The sequence below is a fragment of the Paenibacillus sp. WG02 genome (assembly GCF_055396115.1).
This window is the reverse complement of the sequence record NZ_AP036016.1, coordinates 829,288-847,332: the sequence shown is the minus strand read 5'-3', so window position 1 is coordinate 847,332 and position 18,045 is coordinate 829,288. Positions and strand designations below refer to the sequence as shown.

Sequence of the window (18,045 nt, the reverse complement as noted above, 5' to 3'; positions counted from 1 at the left end):
TCACCTCCGTTTATATAGAGGTGGTCCTACCGCAGCTTGAGAATTAATTATACGACATCCATACTGTATGACCCACAACCTCAAAACCCTGCTTATACCAAAAATTACGTGACTTTTCTAATGAATAAACATACATTTTCTTATTAGGGTATGTCAGTTTAAGCCAGTCCATGAAGAAAGCTGCATAGCCCTTCCGTTCAAATTCTTTCAGCACATCCAATGCTTCTATAAATACATAATCTGTTTTGTTCTTGATATCGATATAGAAGTCTTGTTCTAAGTATTTTTCATCATCGTTAAAATAATCTTTCTCCGCTTTCTGAATTAGCTGTTTCGCACTCGTGTATTCCCAAACCACGGCATACCCCACCATCGTATTTTCAACTTCAATGAGATATACATCGTTAGGCAGCTCCGAGCTTTCCTTCTTACTCAATTCCCCTGCATGGTACCCGGATTGCAATTCACTTAATATCGTTTGGAACTCTTGATCGAATGGTCTTTTCGTAATCGTAGGCATTATAAATCTCCTTTTCACTTGTCGCTAACGGAAGTATAACATACTTCTACACCACATCCCTTATGTTGGTTAATAGTGTTAACTATAGCTAATCATGTATAGCACATATACTATTAGACGCCGGGGAACAAAAAAACCTACAAACTCTGCTCCTTACAGAACAGCGCATGTAGGTTCTATATCTAATAGTCTCTTACTAAGTAAATAACTGCTGATAATTTAACCAAAAGGTTTGGATCAATTCTCTGGCCAAGCAGCATTCCGAAGCAGTTGATTGATCAGCAAGGCGGCTTCCCCGCGTGTTGTATTGGAACCCTTTTTGAAGGAGAATCCGTTACTCGCATTCAAAACATTCCGTTTTAAAGCCAAGGCCGTAGAATCACTCGCCCAATCATCCACTTTGATAGCTAATTCATTCATTCTCTTCACATAAAATGCACGTTCGGAGTCATCCAACTTAGAGGCGGAATTAATGAATCTCAGAGCATTACTTATCATCGTAATCGCTTCTTGATGTGTAATGCCTTTGTTAGGATGGAATGTTTCATCTTCATATCCGTTTATTAGGCCTGCGCTGACAGCTGTATGAACAGCTTTGCTAAACCAATCTTTAGAATTCACATCTGAGAATCGTTTATCGGAACTATTAACTGATTTTAGTCCGAGGCCTCTTCCTAGGAGGGTCGCAAACTCTGCACGTGTGACACTCGCATCAGCCCTGAAGGAGCCATCTTCAAAACCTTGAATAACATGACTTGAGGCTAAAGACTCGACATCAGCTTTTGCAAAATAGTCATCTTTTACATCTGCAAAATGCTTTTCAGATTTATAAACGGTATAGATTGAGTTTCCTTTTCTCCAAAGTGTTACGTATGCAGGCTTACCGTCTTTTTCTGGAGTAAAGGTTAAAGGAACAGAAACCAACTCGTTGGTCTTAGGGTCCCACACAGCACCGCTAATCTTTTCACCTGGTTTTAATTTATAATCAGTAGGTAAAAGGAGAATATGCCCAACAAATTCGGAAAAAGAATCGATTGTCGCAATAGTTTTATTAGTATCCATGAGAGAGAGTTCATAGGAAAGAGCTTTACCTATACTTACTCCCCCCTTAGAGGAAATGGTTTTCTCTAGATCCTGTTGGCTAGCCGTTGGTAAAGCATCGATACTAACCTTTAGGCTCATCTTATCCGTTCCGCCATTTGCTTTCACTGCTTCTTGCAATACATTAAATGGGATGCGTGCTGTTCCCAAGGTTGTATTTACAACTAGTACAGCATCGTCCATCTTACTTTTGATCTCATCTATCAAGCTAGCATTGATTTGGAAATCATACCCTTCAGCCTTCGTCTTTAAATCAATAGGAATTTCGCGTTTACCAGCTTTGGATTGATCTGCCGTCAGCTTCCTAATTTGATCAGGATCGACACTAGAAGAGATGCGGATAGTTCCATTCTGATTTACAATATCCCATTTTACGGTATCGACTGGACCTCCCCCAAAGCCTCCCCCGCCACCTCCACTTGAAAGTGTGTGAATTTGAATAATCGGACTATACCTACTACTATTACCTGCTGCATCAACAGCTTTAAGCGCATATGCATAATCGCTATTCGGAGTTAACTTGGTTAAATGGTAAAGTGTTGTAGTGTCTGATATTGTAGCTACTTCGCTGTACGTACTGCCCGTCACTGTGTACAGTTTGTATCCCGTAACACCCACATTATCGATTCCCGCAGCCCAATTTAAGGTTGCACTACTTGTAGTGATCTCAGTGGCGCTTGTAGTCATATTGGTTGGCCATTCCGGAGACTCTGTGTCAGCTGGAATTGGAGGTTCAAGTTGTGGAAGAACTACAACATCTGCATTTGTACTATATCCTCCATCGTTCGAGACATAGACAGCAGTAATAGTTGCGTTACCCTGTCGAATGCCTTTTATCACACCTTTTTCATCAATTTTAGCCACTCCAGAATCTGAAGTTACAAAATGTGAGAGATTCGTAACATCACGAGTCGTCTTATCGGAGTAAGTTGCAGATAGAACAGTATCAAGGGTTTCTCCAGCATGTAAAGTATAACTGTTAGTACTGAAATGAATAGAAGTAACCCTAGGTGGAGTTACATTAATAAATAGTTTTTGGTAGGCATCCTTGTATATTGCAATGATTGTCACAGGTCCAGACTTTGTTAAAGTGATGGAGCGATCCGGATTAACCCGCCCTTTACTAGCATCATCCAACACAAATAATGTATCACTTGTGACATCAGTATACGCCGACTTGTCTATTATAAATGCCTGAAATTCAGGGCGAATAGTCGTTCCCGCGGCAAAGCTTTTATTTTGCAAGGTAGTTTGGGTATTTTGAGAGAAAGCGGTGTTCGTTACATTAGGATCACTGGCTCCTACTACAATAACCGGTACAGATGAGGTTAAACCCTTATAAGTAGCTGATATTACTGTATATCCTAAATCTGTAGCGTTAGCTCTCTTATTAACCGGGTCAATGTTAAGTATCGAGCTATCCGAATAAGAATATGTAGCGTAAGAGGTAACATCATGAAATACCCCATTTTGATCAAATGCATTAACCATGAAATAATTGTTAGAATACCCTTTCAAGTATGTATCGAATGGAAAAGGCAGGGTTAAGCCTTTATATGATCCTTGCTCTACTTTAATGTTTTGAGAACGACTAATTCCATTACATACTGCTGTGATTGTAGTATTTCCTGGTGCTTTCGTTGTAATTTGAGCATATGCTTCAATACTAGCAATAGCGGGATTAGAAGAAGTTATTTGACATGACTTAAGGTCATAGCCTCCTGCCCCCGAATAGCCTTCTTTTTCAAACGGATTGCCATAGTACGCTGCAGTCCCCATTATATATTGTGTAAATGGAACATTATTGACTCCCGTATACATCGTGTTAGGCAAACCAATTGTAAAATCTTTAAATAATGAGCTACTACTTGAGTAGCTATATACGCCTGATGTCACTGAAACTTTGTCAAAGTTATTATAAAATCTTGTTTCTATATTAATGGCGTCAGGATTAAAATTTGTTCCGGTAATTGCATCGATATCAAATTGGTTTATAATCATGCTTGGGTCATAGCCAAACACAACTTTACTTGGTGAATAGCTTCCAACTGTATTAATTAACCTACCGAATCGATTTCGAAAATCAACTTTGATCTGAGAATCATAAGAATATACAGTACCGGTCACACGTCCTGTTGCAGGATTATATGTAATTGACGAAGGAACATACACATCAAAAGATGCATTCGAAATAATCGGACAAATTACCAAACCTGCAATAATCAATAAACAAACTCTACTAAATAATGTAACTACCCGATGAAACATACTCATAACACTCCTCTTAAATTACCAGAAATAAAAACATGAATTCTATGGCAGACTCTCTTTGCCCCCTCTTCCATTTAGCTATATGACCAATGACAATGCCTCGACTCAATTGAAGTATACTAAAATAAAACTGAATAAATTGTATTATTTTGTCTGATAACATCAAATTTTGATTAATTTAAAAATAAGCCCTCAAGAGCCATAGAATATGCTCAAGAAGGCTCACTCCTTCGAAAAAAAAGATTCGATGCATGCGTTATCCAGACAGGTTGCTTTGCGAGTTTGGCTGCCTTTAGAGACTAGAACAAGAAAAACCGCCCATTCACATCAGATCGTGATGATAGGCGGTAGCTTAATTATTATATAGAAGCTAGATTTTTATTAAAGGAATTGCGAGTTCGTTATGAACAAAATTCATGTCGGAATCTCTTGATATTAGAGTTAATTCATTTATTAGAGCAGTGGCTATAATGATAGCATCTGGAGTCTTTAGTTTTCGTCCTTTGCTTTTTTGATCCCTGCGAATAGTTCCAGCTAACTTGGCGTTTTCGGATGTTACTTCTACACATCTTTTAGAGGTAAATAGCTTTTCCGCTCGCAACTGTTCCTCAGGTTTTAAGCCGGAAAATACTTCACATTCAGTAATTGTAGAAAAATATATCGGCATTTTATCTCTTGAAGCTTGTTGAATAAAATCGATTACAGTATTCTCATTAACAAGAATTGCAATTGCAATATTAGTGTCAAGCAAATATCCTCGACTCATGAATCCCATTCCTCACGTGATCTTTTCACCTCATCGAGTAGTTCTTTGCCTCTTTCAGGAGATAACGTCCCAGCTGCTTCAAGAAGATCATCGATGGAATAATCATCATCTTGGGCTTCAACCGTTTGCTTTTCAAGATCAATAATAACACGGGCATTATTTATATTTAGCTTTTGAAGCATCGATTTAATTGCACTTGCCGTCTGAAAATCAATTTTTTTGGGGATCAAGGTTATCCCTCCAATACGATTTTATATATTCATTATACCACACGTTTTAAAGATCCAAACACCTGTGTTCCTACTTGGGTATATAAAAAAAGAGACTGCCTCTAAAAGCAGTCCCATTAAAAACTTGTTTAAACCCAAATCTCTTCCTCACATATGCAGCTGTTCCAATAAACGATACAGCAGCACAGCGGCTTCCGCTCGGGTCACTTGACGCTCCGGATGGAACTTGCCGTCATCATAGCCTTGCATCAAGTGGGATTCCGTCATCCGGTGAATCGCGGAATCCGCCCAAACCGGTAGGGAGGCCTGATCCTCGTAGCGCTTGATCGCGGAATCGGATGGAGCACCCTGCTGGTAACTGTTCATGATACGCTCCATCAGCACCGCCAGCTCCCGCTCGGGTCATACCCTGATCCGGCAGGAACTGCAGCGCGTCTCCCTCCTGATAGCCTTGAATCCAGCCTTTTTCGACGGCTGCCACGATGTGGGGTTTTGCCCAAGACGGGATGCGCTTGTCATCCTTGATTGCAGGTGCAGGCGCAGACTGAAGACCGAAGGTCTTGGAGAGCATCACCACGAACTGAGCTCGTGTCACCGTTGCTCCCGGAGCATACACGCCCTCCTCCATACCCGTTATTACTTCCATGCCTGCGAGCCGTTTCGTTTCAGTCTCAGCCCAATGGCCGGACATATCCTTGAAAACAACCGGCGGCTTAGCGATCACTGCAACTTGGCTAAAATGGTTCATTTCCGCCTGTAGGGTGCCGGTCTCCGTCACTTGACCGCCCACATAGATCCATCGCTGCTGCTCCTTGTGGTAGTAATAAAGGGCAGGCTGCTGACCAGTAGGAACCTTCTCTGCTGAGTAATGGATCGTTACGGATACCGGCTCGGAGATCTGGCTTCCAGCCGAGCTCGTGATGTCGATGATCTCGCTGGTCAGCTTGCCCGACACAGGAACAGTCTGACGTGCTAACGGGTCGGAAGAAACCGCCATGCGAATTTCTGACCCGGCCGGCATGGCACCGCTTGGAATCTGGATGTCCAGATATCCGCTTAATGCTCCGCGAACCACTTTTCCCAGCTCAACCGGAATCTGGATGACCGTCGACGGTGCTTGCGGCGCCGGAGGTATCTCAGGTACGTTCACTACTGGCCCCGGTGGAGAAACCGGAATGGTAGGCGACTCCTTTACATGAACCGTGCGTACCGCTTCTACGGCCATATTGCCGGAGCTGTCCGCCACATTGTAACGAACCGTATACGTTCCAGCCCGACTCGCATCCACATTCGAAGTGACCGTCATCCTCGAGGTCACGTTCCCTTCATATGCGTCTTGCGCCACAGCACCTGCATCCTGATACGTCCCGCCAACCGGCACGACGGCCGGATTATCCCCCAGCAGCGTAATGACCGGCTTCGCCGTATCCTGCACAGCGACGGTTCGTGTTGCCGTCGCGCTCATCCCAACCGAGTTGGTGACGGCATACTTCACCTCATACGTACCGAGATGACTCGGATCGACTGTCCCCGTCACAACAACCCGGCTGCTGATGCTACCTTCTAGTGCATCACTCGCCACAACCCCCGGATCCGCGTACACGCTGCCTGCTTCTAGCGGCATCGTCGCATCCCCCAACAGGGTCAGCGACGGAGTTCCTCGATAGATGCGCACAACAGCGGAGGATTCAGGGCTGATATTCCCTGCATGATCCATCGCCCTGGCGAATACCTGTGACTCGCCTTCGGCATCTACCGTTACGGCGCTTCCGGGATAGTCCGTCCATTCGCCGCCGGCTCCAAGCTTGTATTGGTACTTTTGAACGCCGCTCTCCAGATCCGTACTTCCCGATAGCGTAAAAGAAACAGGCCCATAGGTCCATCCAGCAACACCGGTTTGAATCGTCGGCGCCGTAGGAGAAGTATGATCGGAACCTCCCGGCAACACCTGTTCCAGCACGCGAACTGTGCGCATTGCTGTAAGGGAGGCATTGCCTGACGAGTCACTCACCCGATACTGCAGCGTATATTCGCCGGCTCGGTGGGTATCAACGGTACCCGTGACGACGATGGAAGCGGTCAGATCACCTTCCAACGTATCGTGAGCCGTTGCCCCCGGATCAGCAAACGGTGCCCCATATGCCAAGGTCACAGTGCTATCCCCAAGTAAGGTCACTACCGGCGGCGTCGTGTCGACCACGTTCACCACCCGAACCGCCTCTTGGGCAGCATTCCCGCTGCGGTCCGATACCCGATATACGACGGAATAGGTTCCCGGTCGATTCACATAAACGGACTGGCTTACCGTCATGCTGCCGGTCAAATCCCCGTCCTCGCCGTCGTAGGCCGAGGCTCCCGGATCAACGTAGGGGGTTCCCGCTTGCCAATCGAGCGGGTTGGCGCCATTCAGCACAATGTACGGCTGACCCCTGTCCACGACCTGAACCGTTCTTACCAATTCTACCGCCGTATTACCGGAGCTATCCGCCACGTTATAGCGAACCGTATACGTTCCGGCCCGGCTCACATACACATTCGAAGTGACCGTCATCCTCGAGGTCACGTTCCCTTCATATGCGTCCTGCGCCACAGCGCCTGCATCCTGATACGTCCCGCCAACCGGCACGACGGCCGGATTATCCCCCAGCAACGTAATGACTGGCTTCGCCGTATCCTGCACAACGACGGTTCGTGTTGCCGTCGCGCTCATCCCAACCGAGTTGGTGACGGCATACTGCACCTCATACGTACCGAGATGACTAGGATCGACTGTCCCCGTCACAACAACCCGGCTGCTGATGCTTCCTTCTAGCGCATCACTCGCCACAATCCCTGGATCCGCGTACACGCTGCCCGCTTCTAGCGTCATCGTCGCATCCCCCAACAGGGTCAGCGACGGAGTTCCTCGATAGATGCGCACAACAGCGGAGGATTCAGGGCTTATATGCCCCTCATGATCTAGCGCCCTGGCATATACCTGAATCTCCCCTTCGACATCCACCATTACGGCGCTGCCGGAGTAATCCATCCATTCGCCACCGGCTCCGAGCTTATACTGGTACTTCTGAACACCGCTCTCCGGAACCGTGCTTCCTGATAACGTAAAGGTAACAGGCCCATAAGTCCATCCGGTGCTGCTAGTTTGAATCGTAGGTGCAATCATACCTACTACGCCCGAGCCCGCAACCACCGAACCGATCCAGCCGCTGAGCACCGCATCACCATATACCACGCCGCTCACAGACTTCGGCGTGACCTCGAACCTGATCCAACTCCCCTGGTCCTCTGGACGTAGAACATACCAAGGAAGCGTCTGACCAGCGAGCTCCTGCCGGTTGCTTCCGTCAGCATCATCCGCCTTATACCACCGGTACGCAGCCTCGTCCTCCGGGTCGCCATCCGGGTCGTTATACGTGTAGTGGGCGTATACCGCCTTGCCCACAGTCCCCTCGCCCGTCCACGAGGGCAAACTTGCCACCGGAGCGGAATTCACACGGAAATCGACGATGCGCTGGTTGCCCGAATCAGCCACATAGGCCATTCCCCCAGTGGTAACGGCAAGGCCCGAGGGCAGGTTAAGCCCGTTCTCCCCTGCGCCGAAGCGTCCCCAAGATTTCAAATAGACACCCTCCGAGGTAAAAGCCTGAATCCGATGATTCATCCCATCGGCGACATACAGAATCCCATGCCCGTCTCCGGCTATGGCTTGCGGATAGAACAGCCTTCCCGGCCCGCCCCCCTTGACTCCGAACTGAAACAAATAGTTGCCGCTGCCGTCGAACACCTGAATCCGATGGTTCCCGGTATCAGTGATCCATACCTTGCCGTCCGGAGCTGCCCACACGGCGGCAGGATCGACAAACTGCCCCTGCTTAGAGCCTCTTCCTCCCCAAGTGCGAACAAACGTGCCATCCCCATCGAACACTTGGATGCGGTTATTCCCCGTATCCGCGACATAGATCGTTCCGTAGACATCTGCGGTAACGCCCCCGGGAGAGCTGAACTCACCTGGCTTGACGCCGAGCTGCCCCCACTCCCTCAAGTAATCCCCATTCTCGTCAAAAACCTGGATGCGATGGTTCCCACTATCGGATACAAAGACTTGGTCGCCGGTGCCAACCGCGACTCCTGCGGGACGGAGCAGCCCCCCTTGTTCGGAGCCGGTTCGACCCAGGGACGCCGAATACGTCCCCGCCCCGTCATAGATTTCAATCCGGTCATTGTACCGGTCAATCACATAAAGCCGCCCATGTGAGTCAAAGGCCAACTGCCCGGGGCCGTTCAGATAGCCGTGGCTGATGCCGTTGACGCCTGCTTTTGCATCCCAGATGGGATCTGCGAGCGCAAATGTGCCCCCTGAAGCGGCGATACATACCATGATTCCTAATGCAGCTACATATCTTTTCATCATATCAACCCGTTAATTCACAATGTTCAAAGATAAATCGTAACTTAAGCTCTGCGGGGCTCCCGAGGTGCTGGTGGTCATCGTAATCTTTTTATACACCAGTTCAATAACTTCTTCCGATTTAAACTGACTAGTGGCTTTCATCGAATAAGAGCTTGGAAAAGGGTTGGACAAGGAATACAGCATAACCTCCTGATTGCTCTCGTCGACGAAAGAGATTTCCGCCGGGCCTGCGACGTTCAAATCGCCAGTCAAAGCTTGTTTGAGCATCGGCAGCAAATAATGGTTCGTTTTCTCTTTCTTAATCGTCATTGGGCTCCATTCCGGTCTTCCAACCGTATAACCGCCTGACACTGGCCTGTTGACCTGAGTCGCCAATTGCAATTCTGCGGAATCCACCACGATCCATCCGTTTGCTGTTATCCCCGTCTTTGCCGGGTTCACACCCCGGCAACTCCGGGATATTTCAAATAGATCGTAATGATTTGCTCCCCTTTGTTCGGCGTACCAACGGCCGAGGCCGTACTTGGCGTCACCATACCCATCCAACCAATCACCCATGCCAACACGACATATAACACATATTTTCTCATCATAAACCCTCCAAAATGACAAATTTCATTCCAGAGTATAGGACAATTCTCGACATCGCGCATATATCCAAAGGTATAGTTCACCACATTCGCTCGAAAAAAATAACCGCGCAGGCCGAGGCCTACCGGTTATTGTCATTCAGCAGTTGCAGTTCCTTGGCTTGTGCGACAGCTTTAGTTCTGCGGTTGACATTCATTTTCCCCAAAATGTTATGAACATGCACCTTCGTCGTTCCCACAGCCAAACCCAGCTTCTGAGCGATTTCCCGATTCGTCATCCCGGTCGACATTAGGTTCAAGATTTCCATTTCCCTTTCGGTCAATGGCTCGATCAAGTTCCGGTTGCGCTCCCGCTGCAGATGGTCCGGTGCGGAGTGTTGTGCCGCTTCGGCCGATTCCCCAAACGGATAGAGCAGCCTGTAGACGTACACCGCTTGCGAAGCCAGCACCTCCAATACCTTAGAGCCCTGCGGTTGGAAAACATGCGCGGTCAGCCTGCTCTCTACGTACAGAACGCCGCACAGCGTTTCCTTCACGCAGACCGGCATCGCCAGCACCGAGAGGCATGGACGGTCAGCCCAGTAAGCATCATGGAAAAATGGACTCTCCCGCATGTCCCCATTGTAATTTACCGTCCCCTTCGTTCGCTCCACCCATTGAAAAATGGTGAGGGGAAGCTCCTTCGCCCCATATCCGGTGCCGGGTGGATAACAGGCATAAGCGGTATTAGACAAATCGGACCCCTTCACGAGCTGGCCGTTCCACTCCACAAGCAAGCAGGCTCTGTGCGCGCCGGATGTTTCCATGATAAGCTTCATCAACTGCCGAAACAGCTGGTCCAACTCCAATCCTTCGGTCATCGTCTGCGAGGCTTTCATCAGCGTAAAAAGATCGATTTCCTTCCCCAGCTGGCGAGAGGCATGCTCCGTTCCAGGAGTCGGCTCGGGTGCGTTCGCGGGTTCATCAGTGGTCTCCACCATCACCTGCATCCGTTCGTCGTCCTCGCGGGCGATGTGCTCTGCCTTGGCGACAGCCCCCCACTGGAGATAACCGTCATGCGCATCCTTTCGGTAAAGTGCGGCAATTTTCTTTTTCCCTTGATCGTTGTAAAATTTACCCGCAAGCTCATTGCCGACCGCTTCCTGCTCCGGCGATCCATGCTGCTTGGCCATGTGGATGGCTGATTCATAGAAGTCTGCAGCGAGCGCGTGCTTGCCCCGGACTCTGCACATCTCCGCTTCAACCAGCTGAGACCTGGCGGCATAATGGTTCGGTCCTTCTGCAGCCAACTGCTTCAGGTGCTGGGCATATCGCTTCGCCTGCTTCCACCAGCGTCTTCGAGCCTGGGAGGAGAGCCCGCTCCATCCGCCGCATACCGCTAACACAGCATAAAAGCCGAACTGCGGCGCATGCGGCGAGTGCATGGAGTTGACACGGTAAGGAGCAGCCAGCTCGGCATAGCGAAGCGCCTCCGAATAACGCCCGAATAAATAGCAAATCTGCAGCTTATACGTATAAAACTGAAATAACGTAATCGCCTTTCCGTCATCCTGATCCACCGATGCCAGGAAGTCATCCTCACTCAAGAAGCCGTCATGCAGCTGGAACACATCCCCGGTGAGGCCCTTGAGCGTTTTCGCCAGTTGGATGAAGATATGGACGTTCTTCGTCACGAGGTCATCCTTCGTAATTTCCAGCGGGGCCAAATAGCTTTTGTTCAGCTCCAGCATGTTGTCCATGCTTTCCTTCACATATGCGGCGTTGATATGAGCCCCAATCGCATAGCTCGCATACATATGGTCGCCCGACTGGAGCCCAAGCTTCAACGCTTCCTCCAGATACGGGTCGCCTTCCCGGGTCTGTCCGACCCATTGGCACAAAACGCCCCCGAACATCGTATAGGTTTGGCATTGGACAGAAGGAATCTTCAGCACATCAGCTAATGACACGGCAGCTTTGCCAATTTCATAGCCCAAGCGGTATTGCTGCATCGCAGCCCCTAGCAAAATGCCGAAGGCAACGTAGAACGTCGGTGCATAGCGCGATATGCCATGCTGCAGACTCAATCTAACAAAGTACGAGGTAAGCACGGCATACACCGGTTTATTGATAAAAAAAGTAGGCGCAACCAGAGCAAACATCAAATCCATCACAGCCTGAATCTGACTATCTTGCACTTCCTGGAGCAAAAGAAGCTTATCGATCTGCTTACTGACCTGCCATCTTGCCGTCATCACTTCTCGAAGGATTCGAAGAGTGTTCGGCTTCTCAGGGATACGGATCCCCGCTTCCTTCAAGCCACACAGCCCTAAAGATATGGCTTCTGCGTATTTGCCGCTCGAGGAGAGCTGATTCATCTGAATACGGTAGACCTGTGCCCTATCTTCAAAACGCTTTGCTTGACCGAGCAGGTCGAAGCACAGACGATCGGCCGTATCGAAGTTCCCGCTGAGATATTCGCACTCCGCCAGATTCATCCGAAGCTGGAAAAGCTCATTTGTACGGACGGGATCCACCCCCTCTAGGGCGTGGCGATAATAGTGAAGCGCGGACGCATAGGCGGAGGCTTCCTTCGCTTTATCTCCGGCCAGCAGATTCATCTCCGCCCGCCTTACTTTCTCTTCCAAGGCAGTGATGTGTTCGCTGCCTGCATTATAGTAGTCCGCCAAATCGTAGATGCGGTCCCAACGCTCCGTCGCGGTTCCCCGTTCATATATTGCCCTTCCCAGCTCCAGCAGACTTCTACTTCGTAAGTTGCTATCCAGCAAAGAGTAGGCAGCCTGCTGGATCCGGTCATGGTAGAATCGGTAGGCCTCGATATCTCCGCCATTTTGCTTCACTGGAAGAAGCAAGCCTTCTTGGACGGCAGGCGCCAATTCATTGGTCGCTTGCTCCGGAGTCGCTCCACTTAGGAGAGACAAGTCCTCCAGCTTAGGGCGGCTGCCGAGACAGGAAGCCAGCACGAGCAGTTGCCTGGTCGTATCCGGCAGGTTCTGGATTTTATGAACCAAATAATCCACGACCTGCTCGATCCCCGGAAGCTCTTCAAGCCGCTCCAGCATCCAATCCCAGCTGCCGCGGCTCCCTTGAAACGTGAGCCACTCCCGGTCCTTCATTTCTTGGAAGAGCCTTTTAAAGTAAAAAGGATTCCCTGCCGATTTGGCAAATAACGCCTCGGCTAACTCCATCCCCTGCTGTTTGTCAAGCTGCAGCGTGTCCGCAACCATCCGATGGAACACATCGATCTCGAGTGGCGATAGCTGTAGCGTACGGATCGTAATCCCGTGAGAAGCCTCATAGTCGTACAAGCTTCCGAGAAAAGAGCGGGGATCCGCTTCCGTATCCCTGTAGGCGCCGATCACCAGCAGATTTTGGCTAGCCGGATCGGTCAACAGCGTTTGCAGCAGCTGCCTACTAGCCCGGTCGGACCATTGCAGATCATCCAGAAACAGCACGAGCGGACGCTCCTTGGCCACCGACTGGATCAAGCCGCGTATCGCATGTTCCAGTCTGCGCCCGGCTTCGGCGGGAGGCAGCTTCTCTGCAGGAGGAAGCGTACCGATCGCCGTTTTCAGCTCGGGCAGCACCTCCAGCACGACCGAAGCGGCATTCCCCGCCGACTGGAGGAATCTGTCCCGCAGACGAGTAAGCACCTCATGCGGCTCCGTCAACAACTGGCTGACCAACTGGCTGAACGCCGCAATCATCGTCCCATAGGGCGTATTCCGCTGATACTGATCACATTTGCCCGAGATCCAGTAGGCCTTGCCGACCGCAATCGTCCGAAGCGCCGAATCGACAATCGCCGTCTTCCCGATGCCCGGAGGACCGCTGATCAGCACCAGCTCATTGCTGCCCAAGCAAGCACATCCGAAGGCATCCAGCAGCTCAGAGATTTCCTTCTCCCGGCCATATAGCTGCTCTTGGATCCGGAAAGTTCCTCGAGCATCCTCCCGCCCCAGCTCAAAATCCTGGATCGCGCCTGTCCGCCTCCACTGCTCCAGACATTGCGTCAGGTCTGCTCTCAGCCCGCTTGCCATCTGGTAACGCTGATCCGGATCCTTCTCCAGCAGCCTCTGCACCATCCGGCACAGCGGCTCCGGCAGCTCAGGCCGATACGTATGCGGGTGGACCGGAGCTACCGCGAGATGGGCATGCGTCCACGCGACCAAATGCTCAGCGACATACGGCAGCTTGCCTGTCAGCATTTCATAAAGAATCAGCCCGAGCGAATACAGATCCGATCGGCTGTCGACGCCCCGGTTCATCCGCCGGATTGCTCGGGGGACATATAGGCGGGGGTCAGCTCCGTCTGGTCCGTAAGTCTCTCGTTGATCACTTGCACTTGGAGCGTGCCGGCCTCCACCTCAATCGTCTCAGGGCTCAATCGGGCCGAGACCAAATTCTTCGCATGCAGCGCCTCCAGCTGCTCCGTAATTTGAATTGCCATGCTTATGATATCGGGCAAGTGAAGCTGTCCATCGTGTAGGTAGTCTCTTAGTAAACTCCCTTTTACCCGTTCCATGATCATCTATGCCTCCGTTGCAGCGTAACGCTGCACTTGTATTTATACACCTGATGTCATTTTATCATCCTCAGGATGGTTTGTCCTTGCACTATGGGAGATAAGACGAAGGATATTTTAGTGAAGAAGAAATAAGAACGACTTCGGAGTGGTTTCCGAGGTCGTTCTTTGTGTCATAATATTTCAAACGAGCCTCATTTGAGCGTAAGCATTGTTTCGCCCCTCTGAATCGAATTGCTCTTTCATTAAAGATAACCTAAAGTTATACTCTACTCTCGGCTCCAGTAGGCTGCTTATAGTGGGTGTTCGGTTACCGCATTAGTTGGATTGTGAAGGCATATGATGCTGTTGGTGATGATGATGATGGGTTTGCCCGGTATGGTGAGGATGCTGAGTATGGTGTTGATGATGATGCATGGGATCATGATGCATAGGATGATGATGCATAGGATGGTGATGCATAGGATGGTGATGCATGTAATGATGATGTGGGTAGTAGGCACCGTGGTGATGCATAGGATGGTACGCAAGATGGTGCATGGGATGATAGGCATGATGGTGTTGTTGGTGATAGGCGTGTTGAAGATGTGCATGGTAAGCATGGTGAGGATGTGTATAATGAGCATGTTCGTGATGTGGATGCATTGGATAATGCGCTCCCGGTGCTGCTGAAGGCTGCTGATAGATAGGGAGATTATCTCCTGTCAATATCGGAGCTTGTTGAACTGGATGGTAGGCCTCCGTCAATGTCGGAGCTTGTTGAGCAGGATGGTAGGTCTCCGTCCTTGTTCCAGCTTGATAAATAGGGAGGTTATCCTCCGTTGATAAATTACGATTTGTCATTTTCTTTCCCCTTTCTGAAGTAGGCATACGTCATCATATGCAAGGTTTCGCAAATAGGTCATTGTCTATATAAATTGGGCACATTTACCATGTTTTGTTAAAAATCCAGCTTTTTCGAACATAAATCCAATCTCCTACTTTCGCAATAATGGGTTTCTCCCGTAAACGATGCTGAAATTCTGCGAAGCAGGAGAAATCCGGATGAACATAACGATCTGACAGAAATGCTGATTTTGTACTGCCAATCATTCTGTTGTTATTCAGGACTTTAATGACTTGTTCCCCAGAAGTAATTCCGAGGCCATGTCCATGTCCATAAAAAAGGTCGTTTTCCATCAGGACGACGTTTTCTCCTTTCCACCAGGGTACCGAAGGTACAAAGTCGGGGTTCTCAAAATAGAGCACATCACCAACCACAGCTTCCTCATTACATGTCCGGTCGATTAGGTGCAATTTGCTGTTGGAATGCCAATCAAATAATAAAAGGTCCGCAAACAATATATCGAATTGTCTAGGATCTATGGATTCTAATAGGGCTTTGTACAAGACGACGATGACAGCCATTGAGCATTCGAATGCGTAAGAGCTGCCATTTGTAAATATATCCCTTATCGCATCTTGTGGAGCAACTCCGCTATTCAGCTGGAACCTCCCATGATTAGTTAAGTGCCAATACATCGGGTTACATAGCGTTTTTTTGAAATTTGCAAAATAGACACGAGCTTTATTCAGCTCTTTCGCGGCCTCCATAATCTGCGTTCGCATGTACAGTTCAAACAACAGGGTATCAACGGAATCATACCGATACTCAATAGGGCTGTTCTGCTTCTTTTGATAAATGGTTAGTTCTGACTCAGACATCGTACCTTCTCCAAAGGCTACATTGCTGGTACCTTCGATTAAGATCATGGACTTCTCCTCTTTATGAAAGATCTATAAGCGTGATTCACCTATTTTTATATGTGGAATATCGAAGTTATGTGAATGCGTAGCTTTTCCCGCTTGGGATAAACACCTTTCGAACGGATTATCTCGTTTAAAAATCGCTAAGAAGCAAAAGAGGGGCTGCCTCATAAGACGTTCATCTTTAGGCTGCCTCTGTTTTCACTGTTGCACTACATGGAAAACCTACCTTTAATTTGGTGAACTGGAGGAATTCCTGTTAGATTTCGCTCCGTATCGAAAAAAAATAAAGGCTGCTCGCTAGGTTATTAACCTTTTAGAGTCAGCCTCCTTTTCTAGGGACTATATGTTTCCGTGCTAATAAGTTTGCCACTCCCCCTCCCGCATCAACTCACTCCAATCCCACGCCAGCTGAGGTAAGCCTGAGAATGCAAGCCTGGAGCTGAAAACGGCGAATTAGGACAAGCTGGTCAGTGTTATAAGCGTGAGACAATTTGCGAGTTGGATAGAGACTGTTATAGTCCGCTAAACCTTGATTTTACTGGGTATGATGAAAGCTCCTCAATGTTGCCTTTGGTTTGGAGCCGATAGCTCGTGGGTACCATAAAAAGGAAGCTCCAAATAAACAGCTGAAGATCCCCTATCTGTTTTTCCTGTTTAACTCGGCTATACGTCAGCTGATATAATAAGAAGGAAAGGAGTGTGTAATGGATGAATCGAGTCATCGATCAATATATTCGCAGCGAGGAAGAGCGGGCTTGGGCTAGAAAAGCAGAGGAGCTGGCTGCCCTTTTTGCGGGGAGGGCCGCGAAGCATGACCAAGAGGGATCGTTTCCTTTTGAGAATTTCGCAGACCTGCGTGAGGCAGGGTACTTAAAGCTAACCGTCCCTCAAGAATTCGGCGGGAATGGACTCTCGCTTTACGCCCTCGTCATGCTGCAGGAGAGGCTCGCTTACGGGGACGGATCAACCGCATTGGCCGTTGGCTGGCATGTCGGTCAGATCCTTCATCTCCGGACAACCCGGAAATCGCCGGAGGCTATTTTTACCGCTTTGTGCCGTTCCGTCGTGAGCGACGGGACGATGATCAACACCTTCGCTAGCGAAGCAGCATCCGGCAGTCCCAGCCGCGGCGGTAAGCCCGAAACGACGGCAGTCCCTGCAGACGGCGGATGGCGGATTACGGGACGCAAAACGTTTAGTACGCTTTCCCCTATCCTCGATCGTTTTGTAGTATCGGCGTATATCCCGGATGAAGACTGTACAGACGACTTCCTGACTCATCAGACGGACCGGGTGACCTTGGTGGAAACCTGGGATACACTCGGGATGCGCGCGACCGGAAGCCACGATGTGGTGCTGGATGGTGTTTTTGTGGACAAAGACATGAGGCTCTCCGGAAAAGGCATGGATGACGGGGGCGGCTGGCTTCTGCATATTCCGGCCTGTTACATGGGCATTGCCATGGCGGCACGTGATTACGCCCTTGAATTTGCCCGCTCCTATCGGCCCAACCATATGAACGAACCGATCGCCGCACTCCCTTCCGTCCAGCATTCGATCGGAGAGATGGAAATCGAATTACGAACCGCACGCTCACTCCTTTATGCGGCGGCGGATCGCTGGGATCGGGAAAAGGAAGACCGATCCGCTTTGAAACCTGAGCTCGGCTTGGCCAAGTATGTTGCCACCAACAACGCCATCAAAATCGTGGACTTGGCGATGAGAATTGTCGGTGCCACGAGTTTGTCCCGCAATCGGCCTTTGGAACGGTATTACCGTGATGTTCGAGCAGGCCTGCATAATCCGCCAATGGATAGTACAGTGCTTCAAACCTTGGCTAAGGCCGCTTTAGCCGAGACACCCATGTGATCCGAGAGAGACG

General features: G+C 49.3%; 13 protein-coding genes. 1 reads left to right on the top strand and 12 read right to left on the bottom strand.

From position 1 onward, the window contains the following. Window positions 1-43 precede the first annotated feature (43 nt). The 12 genes from ACBP55_RS03805 to ACBP55_RS03750 form a co-directional block, all read right to left on the bottom strand. Window positions 44-520, bottom strand: coding sequence for a GNAT family protein (locus ACBP55_RS03805; protein ID WP_029195534.1), 477 nt, complete (start codon window positions 518-520; stop codon window positions 44-46). Window positions 521-757: 237 nt separating this feature from the next. After that, window positions 758-3,889: an S-layer homology domain-containing protein gene (locus ACBP55_RS03800; protein ID WP_464649895.1), complete on the bottom strand. Its 3,132-nt coding sequence runs from the start codon at window positions 3,887-3,889 to the stop codon at window positions 758-760. A gap of 373 nt (window positions 3,890-4,262) precedes the next feature. Then, window positions 4,263-4,658, bottom strand: a complete 396-nt coding sequence (locus tag ACBP55_RS03795) for a type II toxin-antitoxin system VapC family toxin (protein ID WP_464649894.1) — start codon at window positions 4,656-4,658, stop codon at window positions 4,263-4,265. Then, window positions 4,655-4,888, bottom strand: coding sequence for a hypothetical protein (locus tag ACBP55_RS03790; protein WP_464649893.1), 234 nt, complete (start codon window positions 4,886-4,888; stop codon window positions 4,655-4,657). Before ACBP55_RS03790 ends, ACBP55_RS03795 begins: the two co-directional genes overlap by 4 nt. 147 nt (window positions 4,889-5,035) lie before the next feature. Further along, window positions 5,036-5,137: an S-layer homology domain-containing protein gene (locus ACBP55_RS03785; protein WP_464653222.1), complete on the bottom strand. Its 102-nt coding sequence runs from the start codon at window positions 5,135-5,137 to the stop codon at window positions 5,036-5,038. Further along, on the bottom strand, window positions 5,124-9,299 hold the full coding sequence (locus ACBP55_RS03780) for an immunoglobulin-like domain-containing protein (protein WP_464649892.1): 4,176 nt from the start codon (window positions 9,297-9,299) through the stop codon (window positions 5,124-5,126). The genes ACBP55_RS03785 and ACBP55_RS03780 overlap by 14 nt, the downstream gene beginning before the upstream one ends. A gap of 9 nt (window positions 9,300-9,308) precedes the next feature. Next, window positions 9,309-9,740 (bottom strand): type VI secretion system tube protein Hcp, encoded by a 432-nt coding sequence (locus tag ACBP55_RS03775; RefSeq protein WP_464649891.1) that lies wholly within the window; start codon window positions 9,738-9,740, stop codon window positions 9,309-9,311. Continuing rightward, complete coding sequence (locus ACBP55_RS03770) at window positions 9,737-9,892, bottom strand: hypothetical protein (protein WP_464649890.1); 156 nt, start codon at window positions 9,890-9,892, stop codon at window positions 9,737-9,739. The genes ACBP55_RS03775 and ACBP55_RS03770 overlap by 4 nt, the downstream gene beginning before the upstream one ends. Before the next feature lie 119 nt (window positions 9,893-10,011). Then, a complete protein-coding gene (locus ACBP55_RS03765) occupies window positions 10,012-14,157 on the bottom strand; it encodes a helix-turn-helix transcriptional regulator (protein ID WP_464649888.1) in 4,146 nt (1,381 codons plus the stop codon). After that, window positions 14,154-14,414 (bottom strand): hypothetical protein, encoded by a 261-nt coding sequence (locus ACBP55_RS03760; protein WP_464649886.1) that lies wholly within the window; start codon window positions 14,412-14,414, stop codon window positions 14,154-14,156. Before ACBP55_RS03760 ends, ACBP55_RS03765 begins: the two co-directional genes overlap by 4 nt. A gap of 318 nt (window positions 14,415-14,732) precedes the next feature. Then, a complete protein-coding gene (locus tag ACBP55_RS03755; RefSeq protein ID WP_464649884.1) occupies window positions 14,733-15,257 on the bottom strand; it encodes a hypothetical protein in 525 nt (174 codons plus the stop codon). A gap of 84 nt (window positions 15,258-15,341) precedes the next feature. After that, window positions 15,342-16,166, bottom strand: coding sequence for a protein-glutamine gamma-glutamyltransferase (locus ACBP55_RS03750; RefSeq protein WP_464649883.1), 825 nt, complete (start codon window positions 16,164-16,166; stop codon window positions 15,342-15,344). A 705-nt stretch (window positions 16,167-16,871) separates the two neighbouring features. Here ACBP55_RS03750 and ACBP55_RS03745 point away from each other — a divergent pair. Further along, window positions 16,872-18,032: an acyl-CoA dehydrogenase family protein gene (locus ACBP55_RS03745; protein ID WP_464649882.1), complete on the top strand. Its 1,161-nt coding sequence runs from the start codon at window positions 16,872-16,874 to the stop codon at window positions 18,030-18,032. The last annotated feature ends 13 nt before the right edge of the window (window positions 18,033-18,045 follow it).